The sequence below is a fragment of the Lysinibacillus sp. BPa_S21 genome (assembly GCF_023337795.1).
Lineage (GTDB): Bacteria > Bacillota > Bacilli > Bacillales_A > Planococcaceae > Lysinibacillus.
Map to the genome: position 1 here is coordinate 39,002 of NZ_JALIRS010000010.1, position 24,000 is coordinate 63,001.

The window sequence follows — 24,000 nt, forward strand, 5'->3', positions numbered from 1 at the left end:
GAATGCAGAAAGTTAGCTTCTTTAAATCAATTCATGTCAAGCTGGTACTAATTTACATTTTACTAATCCTACTTGCTTTGCAAATAATAGGAATCTATTTCGCACGTGAATTAGAACAAAATTTAAAAGACAACTTCCGACAATCCATTTTTCAACGTGTTGATTTAATGCAATATAGCATTCGTGAAGAAATGTTAAAAGAGCGCGATGAAAGTATGCCATCTCTTGAAGAGAGCTTGAAAACGATTGTCATGGAATTTTCCACAGGGTTGAAGGAACTTTCTAAAGGAGATATTTTAGAAATTCGTGTCATCGATAATAGGCAGCGTATTCGTGCCACATCTGAGATAGACAATCAAAGTTTGATTGGACAGCGCTCGAATAATGACCTCGTACGCCGTGCTATCTCTGCAGAAACATTATTTGAAAACATTAAACTTGATAATAAAACAAGAAATCGAGTTTGGGTGTTAGCTTCGCCAATTCGAGATGGCGCAGGACCTGATGATGAAATCATAGGGGTACTCTATATTGAGGCAAATATTGAATCTGTTTTTGAACAAGTGAATGACATTAATCGTATTTTCCTCGGTGGTACAGCCGTGTCCTTAGTGATTACGATCTTTTTAGGAATCTTAGTGGCACGAACAATTACACAGCCAATTTCAGATATGCGTAAGCAAGCTCAGGCGATGGCAAAGGGTAACTATTCTCGAAAAGTGCGGGTTTATGGTACAGATGAGATAGGGCAGCTTGCTATAACCTTTAATCATTTAACGAATCGCTTACAAGAGGCACAGTCTACTACAGAGGCAGAGCGGCGAAAGCTCGATTCGGTCCTTAGTAATATGACGGATGGTGTTATTGCAACAGATCGAAAAGGCCGTATCATTCTTATTAATGATCCTGCACTAGAGCTGCTGCATATTTCGAGGGATATTACATTAGGTCGTCCGATTGCATCTGTTTTAGGTATTGACCAAGAGTATAGTTTTGAGGATTTAATTCACATGAATGATGCGGTGAATTTAAATTTCAGTACAGCAGACGCACCGTATATTTTACGTGCGAATTTCTCTGTTATTCAAAAAGAAACAGGCTTTATTAATGGTCTAATTACCGTACTGCATGATATTACGGAGCAGGAAAAAATAGAGATGGATCGTAGGGAGTTTGTTTCAAATGTATCACATGAGTTACGGACACCTTTAACGACGATGCGTAGTTATTTAGAGGCGTTAGCAGATGGTGCATGGAAAGATGAAAATATTGCTCCAACATTTTTGAATGTCACTCAAACAGAGACCGAGCGTATGATCCGCTTAGTGAATGACTTATTACAGTTATCACGAATGGATAGTTCAGATTATGAGTTGAATCAAGATATTGTTTTATTCAATTCATTCTTTAACCGTATTATCGATCGTTTTGAAATGTCTAAGTCTGACAAAGTGATGTTTGAACGTTTATTCCCAGAGGCATCTTATTATGTAGAAATTGATACAGATAAGGTGACACAAGTCATCGATAATATCATTTCCAATGCTATTAAGTATTCACCAGATGGAGGTAATATTCGCTTTGGATTTACAGCACAAGGGGATATGCTGAAGGTTATGATTTCTGATGATGGTATGGGTATTCCTAAGGAAAATGTAGGACGTATTTTTGAGCGTTTCTATCGTGTAGATCGTGCTCGGGCCCGCTCTATGGGAGGCACTGGTCTAGGACTAGCTATTGCCAGGGAAATGATTGAAGCTCATGGCGGTAAAATATGGGCTGAAAGTGAAGAAGGACATGGAACAACGGTTTTCTTCACATTACCACTTAATTTAGATGATTTTGACGAGGCAGGTGAGTGGGAATGAAATATATAGAGCCAGTTAAATCAGTTGTTTTATTCCTACTCGTTATTCTAAGTGTAGTTTTAACGTTTATCATTTGGACATACACGCCAGATTATAAATTTATTGAACAGACTGAAGGAAAAGAAGTTCTCATTGGACCACAAAAAAGAATGGAAGATGTTATTCGTCCTTATAAAGCTATTTACCGTTTTGATAAGGAATTTACCGGAACAGTATCTAATGGTGCAATGGTAGATCTTATGGAGGCATTTCAGGGGTGGAATGTCCTAGATTTAGAGCCTATTGACAATAATCTTAAGGCCGACACTGTAAACGAGATGATTCGTACTAATAAATACATGACTGTCTTTTTCCCTGGTGAGATTCCTTACTCTGCCTTTAACTCCATTTTTCAGTTCGCTGATAAGGAGCTACCTGAAACGACCTTTAACCGTATGATTATAGATTGGAGTAATTTTAACAATAAAGTGTTACAGGTGTTTTTCATTAGTGGCAATAATGAATTATTAATGCGTTCACGTGTAAGTCTAGAAAATGCTAATCAATTTGTAAGAACTATTATTGAGCCAGCGAAAACATACGGCACATTTAAAGAAGTAGAGCGAGATGGCTTTACCTCACTATATATTGCAAATGATAAAATTGAATCGGCAAAATATACGTATTTTAACGAAGAAAAGCCTGAAGTATTTAAAAATGTGTTATTTACAAATCCAAATAATGTCCTGCGTACTGATGAAAGTGAAACTACTGAAAAATATCAGGATGGTATGTCGCGGATGCTCATTGATTCGAATGTGAAATCATTGGCCTATGTAAATCCGGCTGCAGAAAGTAGTGTAAGAATAGAGCCTTCCAAGCTCTTGACGGATAGCTTTGAATTTATCAATGAACACGGAGGTTTTACAGATGATTATCGCTTAGTATCAACAAGTACAAGTAATAATCAATTAGAGTATCAGCTCTATTTACATGGATTACCGATTTATAGTGATCAGGCTATAAATCGAATTACAACTGTTTGGGGAGATAATCGAATTTTCCGCTACAAACGTCCATACTTTTCTTTTGAGAAAGATATTGAACAAGAGATGAAAGAACTTCCGTCAGGACCGGAAATCATCGAAAAGATTAAAAAGCTAAATAACATTGATTTATCAGATGTAGATGACATTGTTGAGGGTTTCTATTTAACTCATAATAATCAAAGTACAATAGTGACATTAGAGCCATGCTGGTTCGTTATTCGTAACGGTGTATCGACGAAACTGACACCTGACTTATTAGGGGGTGTCAACAATGGATTGGAATAGAACAAAATCTATTTTTATATTCGTTTTTTTAATCTTAGATATCTTCTTATATTCAATGTATGTAAATCGCTATAAAGAAGCCCAGAGTGTAGAAATACTAGGTGAAAAAACAATAGAAGCCCGTTTAAAAGATGATAATATTACGTATGGACCACTGCCGAATAGTAATGAAACAGCTACTTACATTATAGGCAAAGCGCATCATTTTAAAAATAATGCTATCAATGACAATCAGCGAGTAAGTTTTCTTGATGATAAACAAGCGCATTTAAAAGCTATTTTTATCAATCCTGTAAAATTACGAAATATTAATGATGATGCAAGCCTTACCGATTTTGTCCATACAAACGTTAAAGATGGAGATTCTTATGCATTATGGAAGGTAGATCGTGAGGAACGAGTCGCAATCTTCTTCCAAAGGAAAAATAATCGAATTTTTTATTACAATGAAAGTGCTCTATTAAAAGTACAGTGGAATTTAGATAATGAAGTGGTCATGTATGAGCAGACAATGATTGATAATATCGAAGAAATGGAACAACAGGAAACGGTCATACCACCACTTCAAATTTTCCAGACACTTTATAATAAAGGGCTATTAAAATCAGAATCACGTATTAAGCAAGTAAAGTTAGGTTACTCGACATTTAGTAATTTAACACAAACACAAACACAAGTGTTGATACCAACATGGGAAGTACAAGTGGAGTTACCGGACGAAGAAATAGAAGAGTATTTTGTTGATGCTATCGATGGAAAAATCATTGAAATCCAAGGAGACAATCAACTAGGTGAAGAGGAAGACTGGGGAGTTGAATAATGCAATTTAGTGTTTTAGCAAGTGGCAGTACAGGAAATTCGATTTATGTAGAGAATGATGATCATGCATTTATTGTTGATGCAGGTCTTAGTGGTAAAAAAATGGAGCAACTATTTACAAAAATCGATCGCGATATGAAACAGCTAAGTGGCATTTTCGTTACACATGAGCATAGTGATCATATTAAGGGAATAGGTGTATTGGCACGAAAATATAATGTACCTGTTTATGCTAACGCCAAAACCTGGCAGGCGATGGATGGGCTAGTAGGGGATATACCTTTAGAACAACGATTTGAATTTGAAATGGATAGTGTTAAGCACTTTGGTTCATTAGCGGTTGAATCCTTTGCCGTATCACATGATGCAGTAGATCCAATGTTTTATAGCTTTCATGAAAATGGGCGAAAGCTTGTTGTAATTACAGATACAGGCTATGTTAGCGACCGTATGAAGGGAATCATTCGAGGTGCAGATTCCTTTGTATTTGAAAGTAACCACGATGTGAATATGCTACAAATGGGGCGTTACCCATGGTCTATAAAACGTCGTATTTTAAGTGATGTAGGGCACGTTTCAAATGAGGATGCAGCTATAGCAATGAGTGACGTAGTATTTGAAAAACCAACAAATATTTATTTATCGCATTTAAGTATGGATAATAATATGAAAGAGCTTGCGCGCATGAGTGTTACACAAACTTTGCAATCCTGCGGCATAATTGTCGGTGAGTATTTAAATTTATTTGATACAGATGCAGAAGAGCCGACAAAATTAGTTACCGTTTAAAAGCATTGTTTTCTGTAGCGAAAGCGAAGCATCAGCACAAAACCTATTACGAACGTGATTACGCCGAGGCACGTATACAATAAAAAAATAAAGCTTTAATGAGGCTGTTCAATCACATTTTATAGAAAATGCGTTGAGCAGCCATTTTTATGTCCATTTTATTTATTTTTCATCTGATTTTAATGTTTGAATTGTAATATTAGGGTAACAACTAACAAATACTAATAAGGGAAAGGATGAGGAAAATGGGCTATTTTCAAGATGATGATAAAAACGATGATCGTATAAACAATGATGAAGTACAGAAGACACCTCTTCAGGAGCGACTCGAACAAGAGGAGCGAGAAACGCAGGAGAAGCGTCATAAAAAGAGAGGCGGTGGCGGAGGAAAAGGTGGCTATTTATTTACCGGTCTTATCGGCGTTATCATAGGTGCTTTACTCGTCTGGCTCATGCTACCTGGACTTGTCAATCAAATGCCAGGTACAACGACAAGTAGCGCAGGTCATAAAAATGAAACAACCATTAATCAAGTTGCAACTGAAGTGACAACTGATGTAACGAAAGCAGTAGATAAAGCTTCAGGGGCAGTTGTAGGAATTACGAATATTCAAGAAGTGACAAGTGGAGGATTCTGGAGTCCACCATCTTCATCAGAACAGCCTGCAGGAAGCGGTTCAGGTGTTATTTATAAAGTTCAAGGTGATAAAGCCTTTATCGTGACAAATAACCATGTTATTGAAGGGGCAAAACAGTTAGAAGTAACAATGCCAGATGGAACAAAAGAAGTAGCACAATTAGTTGGTCGCGATGTTTGGACAGACCTAGCTGTTATTTCAATCAGCTCTAAAGATGTTAAGACAGTAGCGAAATTTGGTAGCTCAGATGTATTAAAACAAGGTGAAACAGTAATTGCGATTGGTAACCCACTGGGCTTAGAATTCTATGGCTCTGTTACTACAGGTGTTGTTTCTGGTAAGGATCGTTCTGTACCAGTTGACATAAATGGTGATGGCAATATAGATTGGCAGCAAGAAGTATTACAAACAGACGCAGCCATCAACCCAGGTAACAGTGGTGGTGCACTTGTAAACCTTGCTGGTGAATTAGTCGGCATTAACTCCATGAAAATTGCACAATCTTCTGTTGAAGGTTTAGGCTTTTCGATTCCAATTAACTCAGCAATTCCAATTATTGAGGAATTAGAGAAAAATGGTGAAATGAAACGTCCAACAATGGGTATTTCATTATTAGACTTAACAGATGTTCCGTCATTCTATCAACAACAAACGTTAAGATTGCCAAAAGACTTAACAACAGGTGTAGTAATTACAGATGTTGTGACGAACTCTCCGGCTTCAAAAGCAGGCGTTAAACAATACGATGTAATTGTTGAAATGGATGGGCAAAAAATCGAAACAGCAATCGATTTACGTAAACATCTATATAACGACAAAAAAATTGGTGATAAATTAACGATGAAAGTATATCGTCAAGGGAAATTAGTGGATCTATCACTAACATTAACAAATAGCGATTCTTTATAAATAAAAAATCAGTGGGGATGATATGATCTCCACTGATTTTTTTTTGGGGAATCTAAGTTTGAGCTAATGTTAATTAGTTTATACTGGGTGACTCTTTAGGGATCAGCGGATATCCCTTATCAGAACGTAAATTAATCCTACGATGATTGAATTATTAAGAATGATTTAGAAAATATTGTGGATAACTAGAAAATTGTGAATAATAACATTAACATAGCGAGTGGCGGTAGGAAGCCTATTCTTCCATACTCGCTTGTCCTTTGTTACAATAGATTGTGGATAACATAGACTGAATTGTGAATAAGTTTGTGGAAATTTCGGAAAATAAAAAGAGGTGCAAAAATGGAAAAATACAGCTGTGAAAACCATATAGAACACGCTTTAGACATGTTTGTGGCAGAGCAAAAAGAGTTCCCAATTATGGATAAAATAGAAGAGGGTAAAAAGTTATCCACAAAATGTAGCTACTGTGAACTACCTGCGGAATATCTTGTATCAAGTAAATAACTTTACACAAGATATAGGAAACGCCTGTGGATATGTTGATAACTTTTGTGGATAATTTGTTTGTAAATGAATTGTAAAGGTGGATAACGTGTGAATATAACGATTGTATCAGTCGGAAAACTAAAAGAAAAGTACTTAAAAATGGGAATAGATGAATACGTAAAACGTCTCGGTGGCTATGCAAAAATGGATTTAATGGAAGTACCAGATGAAAAAGCACCCGAGCAGCTAAGCGAAGCAGAAATGGAAATCGTAAAGAAAAAAGAGGGTGAACGTATTCTATCTAAAATTAATCCAGATACATACGTTATCGCCTTAGCTATTAACGGCAAAATGAAAACCTCTGAACAAATGTCGGCAGATCTTGAATCCCTTATGACTTACGGTAAAAGTAAAATCGCGTTTGTCATTGGTGGCTCCCTTGGTTTACACGATGACGTGTTGAACCGAGCTGATGAGCTACAATCCTTTGGAAAGATGACATTACCACATCAGCTAATGAAGCTTGTTTTGGTAGAGCAAATTTATAGAAGTTTTAGGATTATGAAGGGTGAACCGTACCATAAGTAAGTGCTTTATCTATTAATAATAGCGTAAACTTTTTTGTCAATATCTTTGATTAGTACGTAACAACAGCTATAGTAAACTGATTCATAAGGAAGTCCTTTTTTCTGCGAATTGTGTGTAGTAACTTAATTCCATAAAAAGGGCTTTTTTTATGTTTTCTATTTACAATAAAAATTAGTAGGAGGAAAAATGTGATGAAATCCCTTAAACGGATGCTTTATGAACTTACGATGGATAAAGATTTTGTTGCGTTAAAATTTTTAATTGATCGGCCGAATGTGTTTCATGTTGTCGGAGCGACTCATCTTGAAACTTGGCATTCGAGGTTTTTATCGTGGCTTTTAAATCCGACAGAGAGACATATGTTAGGCTATTATCCTTTTCAAAGATTTTTAATGGTCGTAGCAGAGTCGGCTGATGATAATATTGATGATATTACCGATATTGCTATGCTAAATGTAAATAAATTTCGTAGTCCTGAGGTAATTGCAGAAAAGGATATAAATAAACTAGATATATATGAAGCAGAGGAAGAATCGGAGAAAAATGATGAAAAAGGAAGGCTTGATGTCTTTTTCAAAGTAAATATCGTTGATGAAAAAGAGAAAAATACTGAACAAAAATTAATCCTCGCTGTAGAACAAAAGGTATATGCAAGAGTGGACGTAAATCAATGCGATAAATACTTACGAAAATTTGAGGAGACTTTTAAAGATGATAAGTTTCTACTTGTGGGGTTAGTCCCAAAAAGCCAAATGAAAGAATCGAATGAAGCGACTTTTGGGAGTTCTAGATGGATTGGAATTGATTATCAGCAACTAGTAGACATTGTAAAAGCTGGGTGTTGAGGTTGAAACACCGCTGTTAGAGAGCAGTGGGATGTTCGTCAATATTTAAGTGAACTAATTAATTTTAATAAGTAAAAAAAGAACCACCTAGAACGTTGGAGTGTCAGCGTTTTAGGTGGTTTTCATTTATCCAAATTCAATAATGTCAGTTTTAATAAATGAGGGTAGTAACTTTTGTACATCTTCTAATGTTGAAAAGCGATTTTCGTTTGAAAAAATATCTGTACCTTTGAAGTCATGACTAAATAAAAAAAGCAGTTGTTGGTTCGTTAAAATGAATGCAAATGGTCTCCTCTATCGAAGCATCTATCCCATCTGTACATTTCGCGTCCCAAATTTTGCTCTCTATTATAAACGTGTCTTTTCGATTTGACCAAATAGAGCTCATATTATAATTATGCTGCCAAATCATGATAGGAATTAGGCGTATTAGTTCTTGATGATTTATGACAGTAATCATTAAATACGTGCTCTTTTTTGATTGATAAAATACTTCAAATGGTAGCTGTGCATCATGTAATTCTTGTTTTATCTCTTCAATAATTTTTCTATCACTCTGCTCGAATAAATAATAAAGTGGAAATGGGGCTAAGCTTTCTGTAAATAGAGCAAGTTGTTCGTCTGTATAGTCTGGATAATACATCTCGCCAATATTAATGGCATATTGAATGCCTTCATTTATAAAAAAGTGATAGCCGCCAGTTGAAGGTTCATTTTCATAATACTTTTTGGGTAAAAAGCCAATCTTTAAATTCATTACAATCACATCCTTAGATTATAGTATAAATCTGATTGAAAAAAACCGCATTTATCCATGTTACGGAGAACCGTGTCACAAGAGATAGTAAAGCAGAAATTTGAACCTATTGTTTGAAAGAATGAATAAACACAATAAAAGTCGCCTTTTGGGTGACTTTTTGTTTAGGTCTAAAGATGGGAAATAATATGTATTTCATAGAAATATTGACATTCATTTTTCGGACAACTAAGCTTAATTGAAAATAGAGCTGGGGAGGGACTGCCAGTGGAATTCATTAAATTAAATTGTCCGAATTGTAATGGGAAAATTGACTATAAAGAGGATCAATCAATGAAATGTCCTTTTTGTGGAACTGAAATCATGTTGAAAGAGAACAAAGTCTATTATGTTGATCAGACGATAAATAATTATTATGGTACAACTTCTTCGAATAAGGCTACACAACCAAAACCGAATTTAAAAGCGCTTTTAGTGATACCGATTGTTTTCCTTTGCGCAGTCCTCGGTTATTTTCTTTTGAGTGGCAATCATACAGAATACGGTAACAATGAGAATGTACCTGTTCGGAAAATGCCTGAAAGTGAAGTTCTTTTATTCTTTTTAAAAGATATTTTTGATAAAGGTGAAGCAATGCCGACTAAAGAAGAACTCGCAAGTATCCGTTATTTGAAGGCTTACTTTTCTGAAGATCAATGGCATTTTGATTACAGTCTTGAGGATCCGTTTACGAATAAGCAAGCCGAAATTTCTAACTATATCATTAAGGATAAGTTATTAAATACACAAAAAATCGAACAAAAGGATTTTGAGGCCTTTACTGGTCTGACGGTGTTGAATTTGATGGGTGATTATGAAATATCACAAAGTGAAGAAGTAAGCTTCCGACATCTGGAAGGTTTAAAAAGCTATACAGGTAGATTTAATGAATCATTTAGTAAAATTGCTGAATATTTTAGCGATAAGTCTAATGTTTTAGAGCTCTCTGTCCAAATTCGAAGTAATGATGAATTGGCTTTATTATTATCGTTTCCTAATCTTCAATCTCTTGAAATCTCGTATCACACGGAGACGGTTACAGACTTCCCTCTTCTGAACAAGCTGCCATTAAAATCATTGACTTTAAGATCTGCCAATGATTTGAAGTGGTTATCTTCATTAACTGATTTAGAGTCGTTAACACTAGATATGAGTGAAGCGACAGATTTTAGCTCGTTCTATTCATTGAATCAATTACAAGAATTGAAGCTTACAGCGGTAAAAAATTTAAAAACGCTTGATTTTATACAAAACATGCCCAACCTGCAATCACTTGATCTTGAAAATATGGCTATTACGAATTTAGAACGCCTTAGAGATAAGTCTTCGTTAACAAAGCTGCGTTTATCTTTTCTTTCTAAATTAGAATTGCTTGATATTGTGAACAGCCTAACTTCACTGACCGATTTATCGATAACTGGTTATCATGGCGAAATATCATCGATTGTAGCACCCCATTTAAAAAAAGCAGAAATAACAAGTTCTTTCATTCCTAAGTTAGAGGCACCTGCTTTAAAAGGTTTGACTGTTTATATAAGTGGGGCGAAGTCGTATTTGAATGGCGCAGAATTGTTAAAATACCCGCAGCTAGAACAACTTACAGTGATGGAGTCCGGCGATTTTACAGGTATTCGTTCTTTAAATCGTTTACCAAAACTACAAACGATAAATTTAAATGAAACAGATTTTTATGAAGAGACGAGTGAAATATTTAATTTACAGCATGTAAAAATATTAAATTGTAATAAGTGTAAGTTTCAAATGAATAGCAAAAATTCGTTGAACAACAATATACTGGAACATTTAACGTTGAATGATGCATACTTCCGAATAGATAATGGTGACTGGGTGCATGAAGTTGATAAGATTATGCCTTACTTTGCTGGCTTTTCAGCTCTGCGTTCATTCACATTACAGGACAGTTCACTACAGTCATTAAGTTTTATGGAAAAATGGCAACAAATCGAGGTACTTCATTTAGAAAATAACGCTATTTCCAATGTAGAGCCTTTAGTGAATTTGCCCAATTTGAAAAAGCTCTATATTTTAGGGAATCAGGTGCAAAATAAATCGGTTCTAGACAAAGGAATTGTGATTTATTGAGAATGATTTTTGCGAAGTGAATATAAATTAAAATAAGCTGTATAGAAGTTATTCATACCTTCTATACAGCTTATTATTTTTATTCTTTATAACAAGCATCCTATTCTATCCATCAACACGCTTAAAAAATCGATCATGTTTGCCACAAATTTGTATGGGGCATAAACATGGCCGAGGTGCATAGAAAGAGCTATTATCGTTAACTTTTAATAGCTAGGCCACTAAAAGAAACTGGTCCAACAATGTTTGCTTGTGTATTGGGTGTAATATTTTCAGCGAAAACCTGATAGAAGTTAGCGCCAGCTGTTAAATTGGAATCAATAGCTTGGAATGTAAAGACGTAATTTTGCTCTGAACCAGCTGATTCTACTCCATCTTGAGTATTAAAAATTTCCTTCCCGTTACGGAAGACTCTAAATACAATTTGTGAAATACTTGTAACTCCTGACACACCAATGCTTGAAAGTAGCTCAACGCTGTTATTCCTTGAAGCCGTGCCTGGGATGTTTATTTGAATCGAAGCTAAAAGAACTCTAAATGGAGCCTGCGGAATGGGAAAAGAATTATTTGGGTTAAAACTACTTAGAGGTTCAGTTGCCTGGTAATCAAGAATTTGCACCATTTGATCACCTCCTTTTGCTAGGATACTATAAGATATTTTCTTTATGAGTACTTGATTGTGTAGTAAACTAAGCTGTTTTATTTTTAAACTTTGCTTCATTAAACGATTCTAGCTATTCCTTCAAACTAAAATTATTTAGATATGTGAAAAGGTATGTAAACATAGTTGTTTTACATACCTTTTTATATAATAGCTATTCATTTTTCATCGAAATGAGCCACATAAAATCATCTTCAATAATAATTTGAATATCTTGGCCGAGGCTAATCAATTTCTCAGCTTTTAATTGTTTCGAACTTATGCCGCGACGTTTGTCCCCAAGAATAAGGAAATCTGTATCCTGTGTAATGGCCCCTTGCAAAATCCCTCCACAAGCTCGTACTCTCTTCGCAGCTTCCGAACGTGTCATAGTAGAAAGGGCTCCTGTAAAGACGATTTGTTTATGATAAAACGGATGCATCAAGCATTCGGATGGGTCAGAAAGTAAGATGATTTCTGTGTTGTCCTTATTGTTGTTCATGTTGATTCTCCTTGATAGTATGGAAAGATTTCTACCTATACACATTATAGAAGGATATTCTTCTACATTAAACTAGTTATGGTGAATCGTATCATAGGTGAAGGTGTATTTTAGATGAAAGTTAGTTAAAAAATAGATCCTCACGAATACGTTTCGAACTAAAGAAGGATTTTATAAATATTGCTCGAACTATGCAATAGAGGGGACACACCAAAAATCAGGGGGAAGGATGGTTCACGTTGATTCAATTCCAAAAAAATAATATTACAGTTTTTCAAAGTGCATTATATATGACTACCTCGGCAATCATTCAAGCTAATGAAACAGTAATTATGACAGATCCGAATTGGTTACCTACTGAAATTGAAGAAATTAAGGGCTATATAAACAAGATTAAAGGTGATAAACAACTTTATATTATTTATACACATAGCGATTTTGATCATATTATTGGGTCTGGGGCATTCCCAGAAGCTAAGGTAATTGCATCTAAACAATTCGCTGACAATCCAAACAAAGAAGAAAGCATTCAAAAAATTAAACAATTTGACCAAGGATATTATTTGAAAAGAAGTTATGCACCGATATATCCAACTGTCGATATTGTTGTTTCAGAGGATGGGTATAAATTAGAATTAGACTCCCTAACCATGACATTTTATCAAGCGCCTGGTCATACGAATGATGGTTTATTTACAGTTATTGAGCCATACGGTCTGTTTCTTTCTGGTGATTATCTGTCAGATATTGAGTTTCCGTTTATTTTTAGCAGCTATAAAGATTATGTAAATACTATTCATACGGCTGAAAATATTTTGCTAAATCATCAAATAACGACCCACATACCTGGACATGGTACGACAACGCAAAATCAACAGGAAATTCGAAAAAGGGTAGATGGTTCAAAATATTACTTAGAGCAGCTTCTTCATGATAATGGAGAGTTAGAAAGATATTTAAGTGAAGAATATTCATTTTTTGAAGGGATGAAAAGCATCCACAATGACAATAAGAAGATAGCTAAAGAAAATTTGTAATGGTGCTCCTTTTTTACGTTTTTGAGTCGTAAGTGTTTGGATTCAAATGAATGAATATCTTGATTATGTGTTTAAAGTCAAAGCTGTATACAAGAATGCATTCATAAGATTATAGATATTCTCTACTTTATCCGTACATATTTTCTGCACATTTTCCAATACTATATCTAGGTTTATTATCAAATTGGCAGGAAGGGAAGAGGAGCAAGATTGGCTAAGCACTCAGATATGAGCTGGAAACAAGATCATCCAAGCACTTTGTTTGGGAACTCTGTTCAGAAGGCAGAGCGTTTGTTAAAGCATGCCAAGTCACATCCGGAGGAGATAGCGCTTGAGCATGCTTTCAATCAAATCGAACATGCAGAAAATGCATTTATGAATGCAAAGGAATATGGTGAGCATTTGGATACAGTCCAACAAAATAAAGAATACTTAGAGCAGATCAAGCAGCAATTGCACGAAATGCAAGGCAAACAGTAGACAGAAGAAATAAAAGGCGGCTTAAGACCTAGTTTAAAGGACTTAAGCCGCTTAATTTTATCGATTTTTTATGTGAAATATCTCGAAGATAAACGTAATAATCGATTACCTTTCCTGGGAAATATCCCTACTTTGTGATGGCGAGCCTATTTTTTTGTTAACACCAAACAATTATTTTATACGGTGTGGTTTGAGCAGGGATACTTCTTGTAGTAGGGCCATAGATCACAATTAAGTTTCGATTGGATGGGCTTTTTGAAAAAGGCTGCCCATTTTTGAGCAAGATTAATGTATATGGAGAAAGATTTAGTTGTAATTGGCCATCACTACTCACTAATTGATTATTAAAAAAGTCGACTTTAACATTTTGATTGTAATTGTCCTTTACAACAACAAGTGCTCGATATTGAGGTGGATATATTAACGGTACAGGTGCATTCCCATCATAATATCCGGTAACCTGATCGCCGGGATTCACAATTTCTTGATTTACAAAGTAAGTAGAAGGTGAAACGACAAAATTGACGATACCTTGAGTACGATCTTCTACCGTCATCAGTTTATAACAACCTTCCTTGTCTCCGTTTTGCCCGATTGGAAAATCATCAATTTGAGTAACGACTCCACGAAATGATTGAAAGTTTACCATGGCTATTCCTTTCCAATGTAGTATGGTTTACCCGAAGGAACTGATTTAAATTCAATTGCTAAAAGAAAACCAATCTTATAATCAGTACTTTTTAATGTATGTAACATCTCCAATTTGGGTGACAGGGAATGATTGTATATTCAAAAGGACAGTTTATATATACTTAATTAGCAGACTATAAACGTTATTTTTCTAGAGGAGGGGAGCCTATTGAAGTGGATTTCTAAAAATAAGAAACCCCTTTTATTCATTATCATTGTGATTATTTTGATTGCTGGGATACTCGATATTAAGTATGAAGGATTGTTCTTTCAACTATTGCCAGAGTCTATTCAAAATCGTTTAGCTGATATGTTCTAATAACTTGTCAATTCATAGTTGGAATTGGCTTATGACCGTTAGACCGCAGTATATTTCTTGAATTGTTCTCTTAGGGTTTAAAATCTGTTGACATGGAGTTAACTCCATCTTTTAAAGTGAAAGTATAAAAGAATGGAGTGATGTGAATGGATATTATTGCTTATGTATTGATAGGGGTATACGCATTACTAACGGGGATTGCCAGTTTGCATCAATTGAAGGAGAACGGATTTCAAGTACGAACATTCTTATTTATGGTCGTAGCTATCAGTATTCTTGTCACGATATTGATACCAAACAAAGCTCTGGTTCTGTTGTTGCTAATTTTTGAATTTGTTCTGTTACATGTATTAGCGATTGCTGAAGGGCTATTAACGAATAAACAGCTTAGATATAGTCACCATATCGTTCGCTTCATATTCCATTGTATATTGCTATTAATTGTTTATAAATTTATATAATAGTAGGTGATGATTATAAAAATCGGTGAATTCGCTACATGTACTAATCTTAGTAAAGACACTATCCGTTATTACGAAAAAATGGGTCTATTACATCCGGAAATAAAAAACAAACATCGCGAGTATAACGAAAATCATATCGAAATTATTAGTACAATTCTTAAACTAAAGCAATGTGGTTTTTCGCTTCAAGAGATAAAACTGCTTTTTGAATGGTCGCAAAATATGGATGAAAATGATGAATTGACAGAAGCAGAAATCCAAAACGTTCAACAGCTGAAAATATTATTTCAAAATAAGTATAAGCAGATGGTTCAAAGAGAAAAAGAGATTAAACAAATAAAACAAATAAAACAAGTTTTACAACGTGCTGATTATAAAATGGAGCAATTACTAGAAAAAAATAAAGATTAGATAATAACGGCATCATTTTAAAGACAATTGAGATAATCATCTAATTCATTTCCCTATAACCAAAGGGAACATCAATTAAAAAAATAATATTTTATCATTTAACACAGCGAATGGGCTGTGTTTTTTCATTTATAAAGTGAAAGGAATTTTTTTATACATATTGAAATGGAGATATTCCAAAGCTCAATTTTTAAGAAAGGTGATGATAAATTTTATGAAAGAATGGGAGAGAGCACTTGAAGAGTTTTTAAAAGATTGGAAGAACCGAAATGATGTTATCGGGGCGCTTGTATGTGGGAGCTATGTAACGGGAGATCCTTCAACGCGTTCCGATATAGATGTACATATTATTTTATCTGAAGATGTTGATTGGCGGGAGAGAGGGAATAGAATTGTTAATGGCTTTCTTATAGAGTATTTTGCGAATCCGCCAAAACAAATTCGGCAATACTTTCAAGGAGATTTTCAAATCCAAAGAACAATGTCCATGGTTCAATTTATGACAGGAAAGATTTTATTTGATAATACAGGAATACTTAATGAATTAAAAATTGAAGCGGAACATTGGCTAAACAATGAATATGATGAATTGAATAAAACAATATTAGAAATAAAAAAATATACACTATGGGATTCATTAGATAATTTAAAGGATTGCTTTGAACAACAAAGAGTGGATTTCCCCTTTGTGTATTTCAATTCATTAGCTAAGTTATTTTCTGAATACTGTCAGTTTTTAAGATTAGAAAGCATTCCATACCATCAAGTACATGCTTATCTTATAGACCCTGCATATATGAAAAAATATCTAAAAGATGTTTTTCCGGATTTAATCTTTAAGGAAATGTTTTTAAAAGCATTGCTAGAGGCGGACAAACAAAGGATGATGGATGCATATGAAGAGTTAGTAAACCATGTATTTAATCAGATGGGCGGTTTTAAGATAGATGGATGGAAACTAAAAAGTCCTGTCGAAGAGTAGGATGAGATGTGACTTCTTTGGTTAAACTGAAAAAAATAATTTTAAAATATCACTAGAAAATAGTTAGAAAATTCGATATATTTTTATATGGAGTGGAGCTGGTGTAAAAACAAGACTGGTTCCATGTTTTTATGTTATTATATAGATATAATAATTAAAAGAACCTCATTATTATATGAAAATGCTAGCCATTTTTAGGTCAATTATTCCATAAAACTTAAATGAAGGTTAGTTTTCTTAATGAGGGAATAGGAGGTTTTTCTCTTGATTTATTAAGAGGAAGACTCGAATAATGCACATAACTCTCATATAGATAGTTGATATTTTAATCTTTATGTAATTATGATACACTGCAATAAGGTAATAATTGATACAGAAAAGGTGTACTCATCTAAGCAGGAGAGCTTTACATCCTTTCTGCAAATCTTAATATATAAGGAAGGTAAAAATGAGTAACAGACAAATTAAATCAGATGTTATCTTAATTGGTGCCGGAATCATGAGTGCTACTTTGGGGACAATGCTCAAAGAATTAGCGCCAGATTGGAAAATTACAGTGTTTGAGCAGCTTGATAAAGCTGGTGAAGAAAGTTCTCACGAATTAAATAATGCGGGAACTGGACATGCTGCACTTTGTGAGCTTAACTACACTTCAGAGAAAAAAGACGGAACAATCGATATCAAGAAAGCGATTAACGTTAATGAACAGTTCCATGTTTCAAGACAATTTTGGTCTTATCTTGTGAACAATAAACTAATCAGCAATCCGCAAGACTTTATTATGCCTTTACCTCATATGAGTTTAGTACAAGGGAAAGACAATGTAGAGTTTCTAAAAAAACGTCATGAAACGATGACAAAAAACCCTTTATTCCAAGGTATGGAATTTTCTGATGACCCAGAAAAACTAAAGGAATGGATTCCTCTAATTATGCAAGATCGTCCAGCTGATGAAGCTATTGCTGCGACGAAAATTGACACTGGTACAGACGTTAACTTTGGTGCATTAACACGTATGTTATTCGACCATTTAAAAAATAAAGACGTTGATATCAACTACAATCATAGTGTTCAAAGCATGAAACGTACTAGCGATGGTTCATGGGAAGTACGAGTGCATGACAAAAACGGCTGTAAAATGGAATACCATACAGCAAAATTTGTCTTCCTTGGAGCTGGTGGAGGAAGCCTAGAATTACTACAAAAATCAGGTATTCCTGAAGGAAAACACATTGGTGGATTCCCAATCAGTGGATTATTCTTAGTATGTAAAAACCAAGAAGTTGCTGAACAACATCATGCGAAAGTATACGGAAAAGCTAAAGTTGGTGCTCCACCAATGTCTGTTCCGCATCTTGATACACGCTATATTGATAACAAAAAATCGTTACTTTTCGGACCGTTCGCAGGTTTCTCACCTAAGTTCTTAAAAACAGGTTCAAATATGGATTTATTTGCTTCTGTAAAACCGCATAATATTACAACGTTATTAGCGGCAGGAGTTAAAGAGATGGGATTAACAAAATATTTAATCCAACAACTTATGCTATCTAAAGAACAACGTATGGAAGAGCTACGTGAGTTCATCCCGAATGCTAAGAGCGATGATTGGGATATTATCGTAGCTGGTCAACGTGTACAAGTTATTAAAGATACTGAAGCTGGTGGTAAAGGAACACTTCAATTTGGTACGGAAGTTGTAAGTGCTTCTGATGGCTCAATCGCTGCATTACTTGGAGCTTCTCCAGGCGCATCCACTGCTGTACATGTTATGCTTGAGGTAATCAATAAATGCTTCCCTCAACATGTTAACGAATGGGAGTCAAAAATTAAAGAAATGATCCCATCTTACGGCAAGTCATTAGCAGAAAACCCAGAGCTTCTTAAAGAAATTAATGAATCGACAGACAAAGCGCTTCGTTTAAAATAACATTAAATGAAACTAGAACCTTTCGGATGGAAGGTTCTAGTTTTTTGGCTGCTTTTCCAAAGATTAAAACTAAAAGGCAGATTTAATCTACAATGTGTAGAATAAATCTGCCTTTTTTCTGTTGGATTTTCGTGAATTGAAATTAGTTCAGCATTTATTTTAAAAGCTAAGCTTCGAAAGACAGAATCGGATAGAGCGTTTAACATATATTGAACAAAAGAACAGGAATAAGGATACAAGGAGAGCTAGGGGAATGCTGTAGATGACTGGAAGCTCAACGCCATACCAAATACCCATCTTCAATTGCTCAAGACCTAATGTTCGTAAAATACCTGCTAGTATTGACAATAATGCACATAAGACCAAACTAACATAGAGGATAGATAACACAAAGAGAGCCAGCGAGCAAACAAAGGTCTGAATGAATTTTCTAAATATCATTCCTTCTCCCTCCGTACAATTTGTTGCACTTTAGCAGTGGGAGCGATTGAATAGCTATCCGTATAATAAAGTGTTTTTACTCTACAATTACTTCCCACGATGACAACATCCCCTTTGACAACCTCTACATTTGTATCGGAAAGACGTACATTTTTCCCTTTTATACAATGACAAATTAATTTTCTCTTTAATAAAGGAAGAACAGAAATCTTATCCTTTTCTATGCATATTTCATCTGCAATAAGCTCCCCAATTTTACTTTGACCAGACATTTTTAAATGAAAAAGCTTGGCTAGTATTTCTGTTGCTTTCACAATACCAATTGCATCTACAGTTTCAGCCTCTAAATTTTGTTCAATGGTCAACTTCCCAGAACTATTCAATTTTGTTACTTGCCCATTTCGCATATTTAAGCTCCCGGCACTTTTAATTTCATTAATTTCACAAAAATCTTTTAGAGTACAGGATCCTGTACTATTTAAAATCTGTGCTTCAACGCGGGAATAAAAAGAACTATGGCCATGAGTAGAGATTTTTTTTACGCGTACCTTTTGATGGAAAGTAACAAATCCACGGATATTTACTTGCTCACAATCTGCTGCCAAATCTTTAATATTGCCATTTGTAAGCGTTACAGTGTGTAGTTTTTGAATCAAAATAAATCACCTCATATATTTTAGTTAATAAATATTTTAATTATTAAAACATATATTAATTAAAATATATGTAACTGCATTTTGTCAAGAACCTTTGTGTTAAATTAGTTCTCGCATATTTTTTGGACAATAAAAAAAGGATTTCAATTTTATGAAATCCTAAAAAATTTTTTTCATTAACTGATTAACCTCACGCAATATTTTTGCCATGTCTATCAGTCTTTCTTGTGGAAACTTTAAAAATAAATCTTGAACCTTCAATTCACCGATATTAGTTAAAATCATTTTTACAACACGACGATCTTCTTTCTCTCTAATCCGCTCTACTAATTCCAACTTTTCTAGTTTATCGCACATCGATGTAACGGCTCCTGGTGTCACACTAAAGAACTCAGCAATTTCTGTTGCTTTCATCCCACCATTAATCTTTAGCTGAAGTAGGAGGATTAGTTGGTTTTGAGATAATGATTCTCCCTCAGATAGGAGGTTTACAAACATTCGCGATGTATGCTGTATTTCAAACATCTCACTCATAATGATTTCTACATTGTGCAATTGATCATTTTTTGACATAATATCACAGCCCATTAAAATATTTAATAACTAAATTATATAGTAAATAAATAATGTGAGCTACAGCAATCGTTGCTTTTAACTATATCGATAACTTCGATTGCTGTTGATTAATTTCATAATCTTGAGGTTCTTTAAGAAATTAATATGCCCTATTTATTTAATAAGAGCATGTTTTGATTAATCCATTTTTTTAGATGCCCTGGCTAAAAGTTGATTGGAGTGGAGACTGGGCGACTCCTTGGGGATTAGCGTCACAGATGAGACCCTGGAGCGAGCCTTGCGAGTGAAGCGGCTCATCGGACGCCCCCAGGAAAGCGCCCAGTCGGAACGGAAATCAACCACACGTTATGGTGGTGAGCCACTCATCTAGTTAATATCATTAATATAATTTTATTACCACAATTGCATTTATTTTATAAAAGTATCGCACATCCATTCATAAAATTTTTCCTTCTCTTCAAATGAATATGTGAAGTCCATGTAGGGAATAAAAGCGCTGTTATGACTAATACGATTGTCATTATTACAGTATATTTTATAAATTTCATTTTCTTTTTCATCTAATTCCCCCTGCGGACATGATGTATAATCTGAATTTTTAGACTCTTTTTGATAGCGTTGTTGAATTGTACATTTTTCTTTTATAAACATAAAAGTACATGCTTAAGGGCCACCATAGAACGACAAATATTGGATAAAACGCCCATATTACGCCTGGTGAAGAGACAATATTTACGGTAATAAAAAAGATACTGATAAGAACGGTAGCTGTTACAGAGAAAGCTACAAATGTTTTTCTTTGTGCGTGGTATAAAGCTAAAGGCCACCAAATTACTAAAAAGGCTGGATAGATCGCCCAAGGGTATGGATGGGATAAAATAATATTTAAAATGGAGTAATAGATAATGGTACTTGCACAGCCAATCAGTGCAATTTTTAATGTTTTGGCTTTTTCCTCTAAATACATAAGGATTGGCCACCAGATGATTGGATAAATCGCATAAATGAACCATATATACTCGGGTGAGTATAAATAATTTTCAATGATAAGGAAAGCGATAATCATGGCACTACAAACAAGAGAGTATTGCTTATACATTCTTTTAGACATAAAGAATAACGTTATCGGCCATAGCAAAACTAGAAAGCACGGGTAAATAAACCAAATTTCCTGGGGGGTCGTCGTATAATTGACGATTCCTAAAAAAATCATTGTCATCAAACTACCAACAATCGAAAAGCTAATCAAATTCTTCATGTTTTATTCACTCCATTTCTTACGTGACCAAACGAAGTACATAGATAATGGCCACCATAGTATTGCGAAGATCGGATAGATTGCCCATATTGTATGTGGCGTATAGTAAAGATTAATAAAAACAAAAAATACAATAATTAAGCCACTACCCCATATAGAGAATTCCAAATTTAATTTAGACATATTTTTCTTTTCGGGCTCCTTAACACCTAATTCCTTTTTTAAATCCTCGATATCCCCAAACTCTACGATGGCTTTGTTGATGGCATCCTCTTGTTCTTTCCCTTGATCCATCAAATAAAATACTTTTTCTTCAAGGTTTTGAATGATTTCTTGTTTCACCATCTCTGTTTCTTTATTACGAGGAATATCTTTAAAAAGCTCATCAATATGATTTTTTATTTTTTTCATTCTAAGCCCTCCATAAATAAGTCGATAATTTCTTTTACTTCCGACCACTCTTTAACTAGCTCATTTAAATAAGCTTTACCTAATGGGGTAATACGGTAATACTTTCTTTTGCCTCCGTGTGAAACATCACCATAATAGGCTTCAATAATTTCCTTCTTCTCAAGACGTTGAAAAACTGCATATAAAGTTGCTTCTTTAATTTGAAAACGATTATTTGTGCGGATACTTATTTCCTGAGAAATTTCATAACCATAACGATCTTTCTCTAAAATTAACCTTAAAATAATGGAATCTAAGTGTCCGCGGATGATGTCACTTCGAACCATAAGTCACCTACTTATTTTTATTGCTCTATCTGTCAGAGTAATAGTAACAAACATTACTCTATCTGTCAAAGTAATTTTTCCAAATACGTCCATATTCCTACTAAGAAGGATTGTCATCAAACGAGGGGGTGATTTCCGTTCCGACTGGGCCCGCTGACGCTTCGCTTTCGCGCAGAGCAGAGCTTCCTGGGGGCGTCCGATGAGCCGCTTGGGGCAATAGGATGTTGGTCACGAAGGCGTTATCACAGGATGTGATGATTTTAGCCTTCGTTCCTATATTGCTAATCCACAAGGAGTCGCCCAGTCTCCACTCCAATCAACTTATTTACATAGTGGACGTTTTAACAAAAGTCATGAACGATTTTTGGCGATGAACTATCAAGAAGCAATCAATTAGAGGTTAAAAAATCCCCATTCACTTAGAAGTAAAAGGGGATTGGGGTTATTTATTTAGAATTGAATGATGATGAAATCCTTCGTTTTTTATTACATATACAATGCTGCAAGGAATATACCTAATGTCTCTTCATAAATATCACCGAATTGGCTCAGTGGAAGTGGATTTGTACCACTACCTAACTCAACAGTAAAGCCAGGTCTGCGCCAATCTTGAATAAACCAATCTTTATAGCCTGCATAACTGCCCGCCGAATTGATAGGCTTATAGCCACTAACTCGGCTAAACTCATTAACAAGGATTTCTGACTCTGGTGGTTCGAGATTTTCAAAACCCCAATAAATCACTCTACCTTGTGTATGAAACGCAAGAACTCTGGCAAAGTCTCGCTTCTTTGTTAAATCAGCCATAGCAATAGCCTCTGGCTCGGACAAAGGCCGTTGTCCCCCAAAATCTCTTGGTCCAGGTGTTTTCGGATTTCGTGCGTTTTCAAGCTCCCATTTTGCAGGAAACTGATCGTTCAAATCAACACCGTGTATATTTGCCTTCCAACCAGAGAAATCAGTGCTGCCATTATTCCAAACAATAAGTTGATTTTTTAATGCTTCGTCATTAGGTGGTCCTTGAACTACTAAATCGACACCATCTGGATTGACCATTGGAACTATAGAAAGGGTTGATTGCTGATAAAGTGGTAATGGAGATAAGCCGCGAATGGTACTTTGATTGGTAAGTGAGAGTAGATAGTCGTTTATAAAAGTTAAAATAATTGGAGTTGTAATCCATTCATTTGCATGAAATGAGCCGTTATAATGGACACGCTTAGCTCCGTTCCCGATTAGAAGCTCTGGGATTTCATGCTGCAAAACAGAATGTCCAATCGCTGAGCTTTGTAGAAATGGATAAGCATCGAGTAGTTTTTTGATATCGTTCATCATGATGGTGTAAGTATAATTTTGTTGACCATTGATGAGCCGCCATGTGATTCGTTGGGGAATGCGAATGGACTGCCCAATGGGTAATTGATTTGGATTAAGACCAGGGTTAACAAGCAAGATGGCTACTAATGGGAGATTTCTGCTTTGGGCTATTTGCCAAAAAGTATCTCCTCGTTTGATTTGATAATTGACTGTCACAAACCCTGGAATTCGAATGCGTTGTCCGACCCTTAAAAATTGAGGATTAATCGTTCGGTTAGAATTTATAATGAGTTGAAGAGGGATTTTAAAAACTTCACTAAAATGCCAAAGTGAATCTCCTGGTCTTACGTAAATATCCACAATTGTTCCCTCCTTATTATCAATTATACCTCGGCAAAAGCGG

26 protein-coding genes are annotated in these 24,000 nt (G+C 35.0%); 16 read left to right on the forward strand and 10 right to left on the reverse strand.

The window, feature by feature from the left end:
• Window positions 1–2 precede the first annotated feature (2 nt).
• From walK to MOK21_RS17820, 8 genes are all read left to right on the forward strand, one after another.
• Complete coding sequence (walK, locus tag MOK21_RS17785) at window positions 3–1,868, forward strand: cell wall metabolism sensor histidine kinase WalK (protein ID WP_249075322.1); 1,866 nt, start codon at window positions 3–5, stop codon at window positions 1,866–1,868.
• Complete coding sequence (locus MOK21_RS17790; protein ID WP_249075323.1) at window positions 1,865–3,181, forward strand: YycH family regulatory protein; 1,317 nt, start codon at window positions 1,865–1,867, stop codon at window positions 3,179–3,181. Before walK ends, MOK21_RS17790 begins: the two co-directional genes overlap by 4 nt.
• Window positions 3,168–4,001, forward strand: coding sequence for a two-component system regulatory protein YycI (locus MOK21_RS17795; RefSeq protein WP_249075324.1), 834 nt, complete (start codon window positions 3,168–3,170; stop codon window positions 3,999–4,001). Before MOK21_RS17790 ends, MOK21_RS17795 begins: the two co-directional genes overlap by 14 nt.
• Window positions 4,001–4,789: an MBL fold metallo-hydrolase gene (locus MOK21_RS17800; RefSeq protein ID WP_249075325.1), complete on the forward strand. Its 789-nt coding sequence runs from the start codon at window positions 4,001–4,003 to the stop codon at window positions 4,787–4,789. Before MOK21_RS17795 ends, MOK21_RS17800 begins: the two co-directional genes overlap by 1 nt.
• Window positions 4,790–5,034: 245 nt before the next feature.
• Window positions 5,035–6,336 carry a S1C family serine protease gene (locus MOK21_RS17805; protein WP_249075326.1) on the forward strand — a complete coding sequence of 434 codons (1,302 nt, stop codon included), beginning with the start codon at window positions 5,035–5,037 and terminating at the stop codon, window positions 6,334–6,336.
• 342 nt (window positions 6,337–6,678) lie between these two features.
• Window positions 6,679–6,843: a CxxH/CxxC protein gene (locus MOK21_RS17810; RefSeq protein ID WP_249075327.1), complete on the forward strand. Its 165-nt coding sequence runs from the start codon at window positions 6,679–6,681 to the stop codon at window positions 6,841–6,843.
• A gap of 90 nt (window positions 6,844–6,933) precedes the next feature.
• The gene (rlmH, locus tag MOK21_RS17815; protein WP_249075328.1) at window positions 6,934–7,413 is read left to right on the forward strand and encodes a 23S rRNA (pseudouridine(1915)-N(3))-methyltransferase RlmH; all 480 of its coding nucleotides are present in this window, start codon (window positions 6,934–6,936) and stop codon (window positions 7,411–7,413) included.
• Window positions 7,414–7,604: 191 nt separating this feature from the next.
• Window positions 7,605–8,258, forward strand: a complete 654-nt coding sequence (locus MOK21_RS17820) for a PD-(D/E)XK nuclease family protein (RefSeq protein WP_249075329.1) — start codon at window positions 7,605–7,607, stop codon at window positions 8,256–8,258.
• A 241-nt stretch (window positions 8,259–8,499) separates the two neighbouring features.
• Here the strand turns inward: MOK21_RS17820 and MOK21_RS17825 are convergent, their stop codons facing one another.
• The gene (locus MOK21_RS17825) at window positions 8,500–9,015 is read right to left on the reverse strand and encodes a hypothetical protein (RefSeq protein WP_249075330.1); all 516 of its coding nucleotides are present in this window, start codon (window positions 9,013–9,015) and stop codon (window positions 8,500–8,502) included.
• Between the two features lie 267 nt (window positions 9,016–9,282).
• Between MOK21_RS17825 and MOK21_RS17830 the strand changes: the two genes are divergently transcribed.
• Window positions 9,283–11,157, forward strand: coding sequence for a leucine-rich repeat domain-containing protein (locus MOK21_RS17830; RefSeq protein ID WP_249075331.1), 1,875 nt, complete (start codon window positions 9,283–9,285; stop codon window positions 11,155–11,157).
• Between the two features lie 199 nt (window positions 11,158–11,356).
• Here the strand turns inward: MOK21_RS17830 and MOK21_RS17835 are convergent, their stop codons facing one another.
• Both MOK21_RS17835 and MOK21_RS17840 read right to left on the reverse strand, forming a co-directional pair.
• On the reverse strand, window positions 11,357–11,779 hold the full coding sequence (locus tag MOK21_RS17835; protein WP_249075332.1) for an exosporium protein C: 423 nt from the start codon (window positions 11,777–11,779) through the stop codon (window positions 11,357–11,359).
• A 193-nt stretch (window positions 11,780–11,972) separates the two neighbouring features.
• Window positions 11,973–12,299 (reverse strand): BRCT domain-containing protein, encoded by a 327-nt coding sequence (locus tag MOK21_RS17840; protein WP_249075333.1) that lies wholly within the window; start codon window positions 12,297–12,299, stop codon window positions 11,973–11,975.
• Between the two features lie 239 nt (window positions 12,300–12,538).
• Between MOK21_RS17840 and MOK21_RS17845 the strand changes: the two genes are divergently transcribed.
• Both MOK21_RS17845 and MOK21_RS17850 read left to right on the forward strand, forming a co-directional pair.
• Window positions 12,539–13,336 (forward strand): MBL fold metallo-hydrolase, encoded by a 798-nt coding sequence (locus MOK21_RS17845; RefSeq protein WP_249075334.1) that lies wholly within the window; start codon window positions 12,539–12,541, stop codon window positions 13,334–13,336.
• 210 nt (window positions 13,337–13,546) lie between these two features.
• A complete protein-coding gene (locus MOK21_RS17850) occupies window positions 13,547–13,816 on the forward strand; it encodes a hypothetical protein (RefSeq protein ID WP_249075335.1) in 270 nt (89 codons plus the stop codon).
• A gap of 157 nt (window positions 13,817–13,973) precedes the next feature.
• Here the strand turns inward: MOK21_RS17850 and MOK21_RS17855 are convergent, their stop codons facing one another.
• Window positions 13,974–14,465, reverse strand: coding sequence for a hypothetical protein (locus MOK21_RS17855; RefSeq protein WP_249075336.1), 492 nt, complete (start codon window positions 14,463–14,465; stop codon window positions 13,974–13,976).
• 210 nt (window positions 14,466–14,675) lie between these two features.
• Here MOK21_RS17855 and MOK21_RS17860 point away from each other — a divergent pair, with 210 nt between their 5' ends.
• From MOK21_RS17860 to MOK21_RS17880, 5 genes are all read left to right on the forward strand, one after another.
• On the forward strand, window positions 14,676–14,825 hold the full coding sequence (locus MOK21_RS17860) for a hypothetical protein (RefSeq protein ID WP_249075337.1): 150 nt from the start codon (window positions 14,676–14,678) through the stop codon (window positions 14,823–14,825).
• A 146-nt stretch (window positions 14,826–14,971) separates the two neighbouring features.
• Window positions 14,972–15,286: a hypothetical protein gene (locus MOK21_RS17865; protein WP_249075338.1), complete on the forward strand. Its 315-nt coding sequence runs from the start codon at window positions 14,972–14,974 to the stop codon at window positions 15,284–15,286.
• A 9-nt stretch (window positions 15,287–15,295) separates the two neighbouring features.
• Window positions 15,296–15,700: a MerR family transcriptional regulator gene (locus MOK21_RS17870; RefSeq protein ID WP_249075339.1), complete on the forward strand. Its 405-nt coding sequence runs from the start codon at window positions 15,296–15,298 to the stop codon at window positions 15,698–15,700.
• Between the two features lie 214 nt (window positions 15,701–15,914).
• Window positions 15,915–16,682: a nucleotidyltransferase domain-containing protein gene (locus MOK21_RS17875; protein ID WP_249075340.1), complete on the forward strand. Its 768-nt coding sequence runs from the start codon at window positions 15,915–15,917 to the stop codon at window positions 16,680–16,682.
• Window positions 16,683–17,130: 448 nt separating this feature from the next.
• The gene (locus MOK21_RS17880) at window positions 17,131–18,612 is read left to right on the forward strand and encodes a malate:quinone oxidoreductase (protein WP_249075341.1); all 1,482 of its coding nucleotides are present in this window, start codon (window positions 17,131–17,133) and stop codon (window positions 18,610–18,612) included.
• A gap of 437 nt (window positions 18,613–19,049) precedes the next feature.
• On the opposite strand, the gene MOK21_RS17885 is transcribed toward MOK21_RS17880, so the two are convergent.
• The 6 genes from MOK21_RS17885 to MOK21_RS17910 form a co-directional block, all read right to left on the reverse strand.
• A complete protein-coding gene (locus MOK21_RS17885; protein WP_249075342.1) occupies window positions 19,050–19,709 on the reverse strand; it encodes a hypothetical protein in 660 nt (219 codons plus the stop codon).
• Between the two features lie 159 nt (window positions 19,710–19,868).
• The gene (locus MOK21_RS17890; protein WP_249075343.1) at window positions 19,869–20,282 is read right to left on the reverse strand and encodes a MarR family transcriptional regulator; all 414 of its coding nucleotides are present in this window, start codon (window positions 20,280–20,282) and stop codon (window positions 19,869–19,871) included.
• A 601-nt stretch (window positions 20,283–20,883) separates the two neighbouring features.
• The gene (locus MOK21_RS17895; protein WP_249075344.1) at window positions 20,884–21,543 is read right to left on the reverse strand and encodes a hypothetical protein; all 660 of its coding nucleotides are present in this window, start codon (window positions 21,541–21,543) and stop codon (window positions 20,884–20,886) included.
• A 3-nt stretch (window positions 21,544–21,546) separates the two neighbouring features.
• Window positions 21,547–21,954, reverse strand: a complete 408-nt coding sequence (locus MOK21_RS17900; protein ID WP_249075345.1) for a permease prefix domain 1-containing protein — start codon at window positions 21,952–21,954, stop codon at window positions 21,547–21,549.
• Complete coding sequence (locus tag MOK21_RS17905; protein ID WP_053482886.1) at window positions 21,951–22,280, reverse strand: PadR family transcriptional regulator; 330 nt, start codon at window positions 22,278–22,280, stop codon at window positions 21,951–21,953. Before MOK21_RS17905 ends, MOK21_RS17900 begins: the two co-directional genes overlap by 4 nt.
• Window positions 22,281–22,766: 486 nt before the next feature.
• Window positions 22,767–23,957, reverse strand: coding sequence for a M14 family metallopeptidase (locus tag MOK21_RS17910; RefSeq protein ID WP_249075346.1), 1,191 nt, complete (start codon window positions 23,955–23,957; stop codon window positions 22,767–22,769).
• Window positions 23,958–24,000 lie beyond the last annotated feature (43 nt).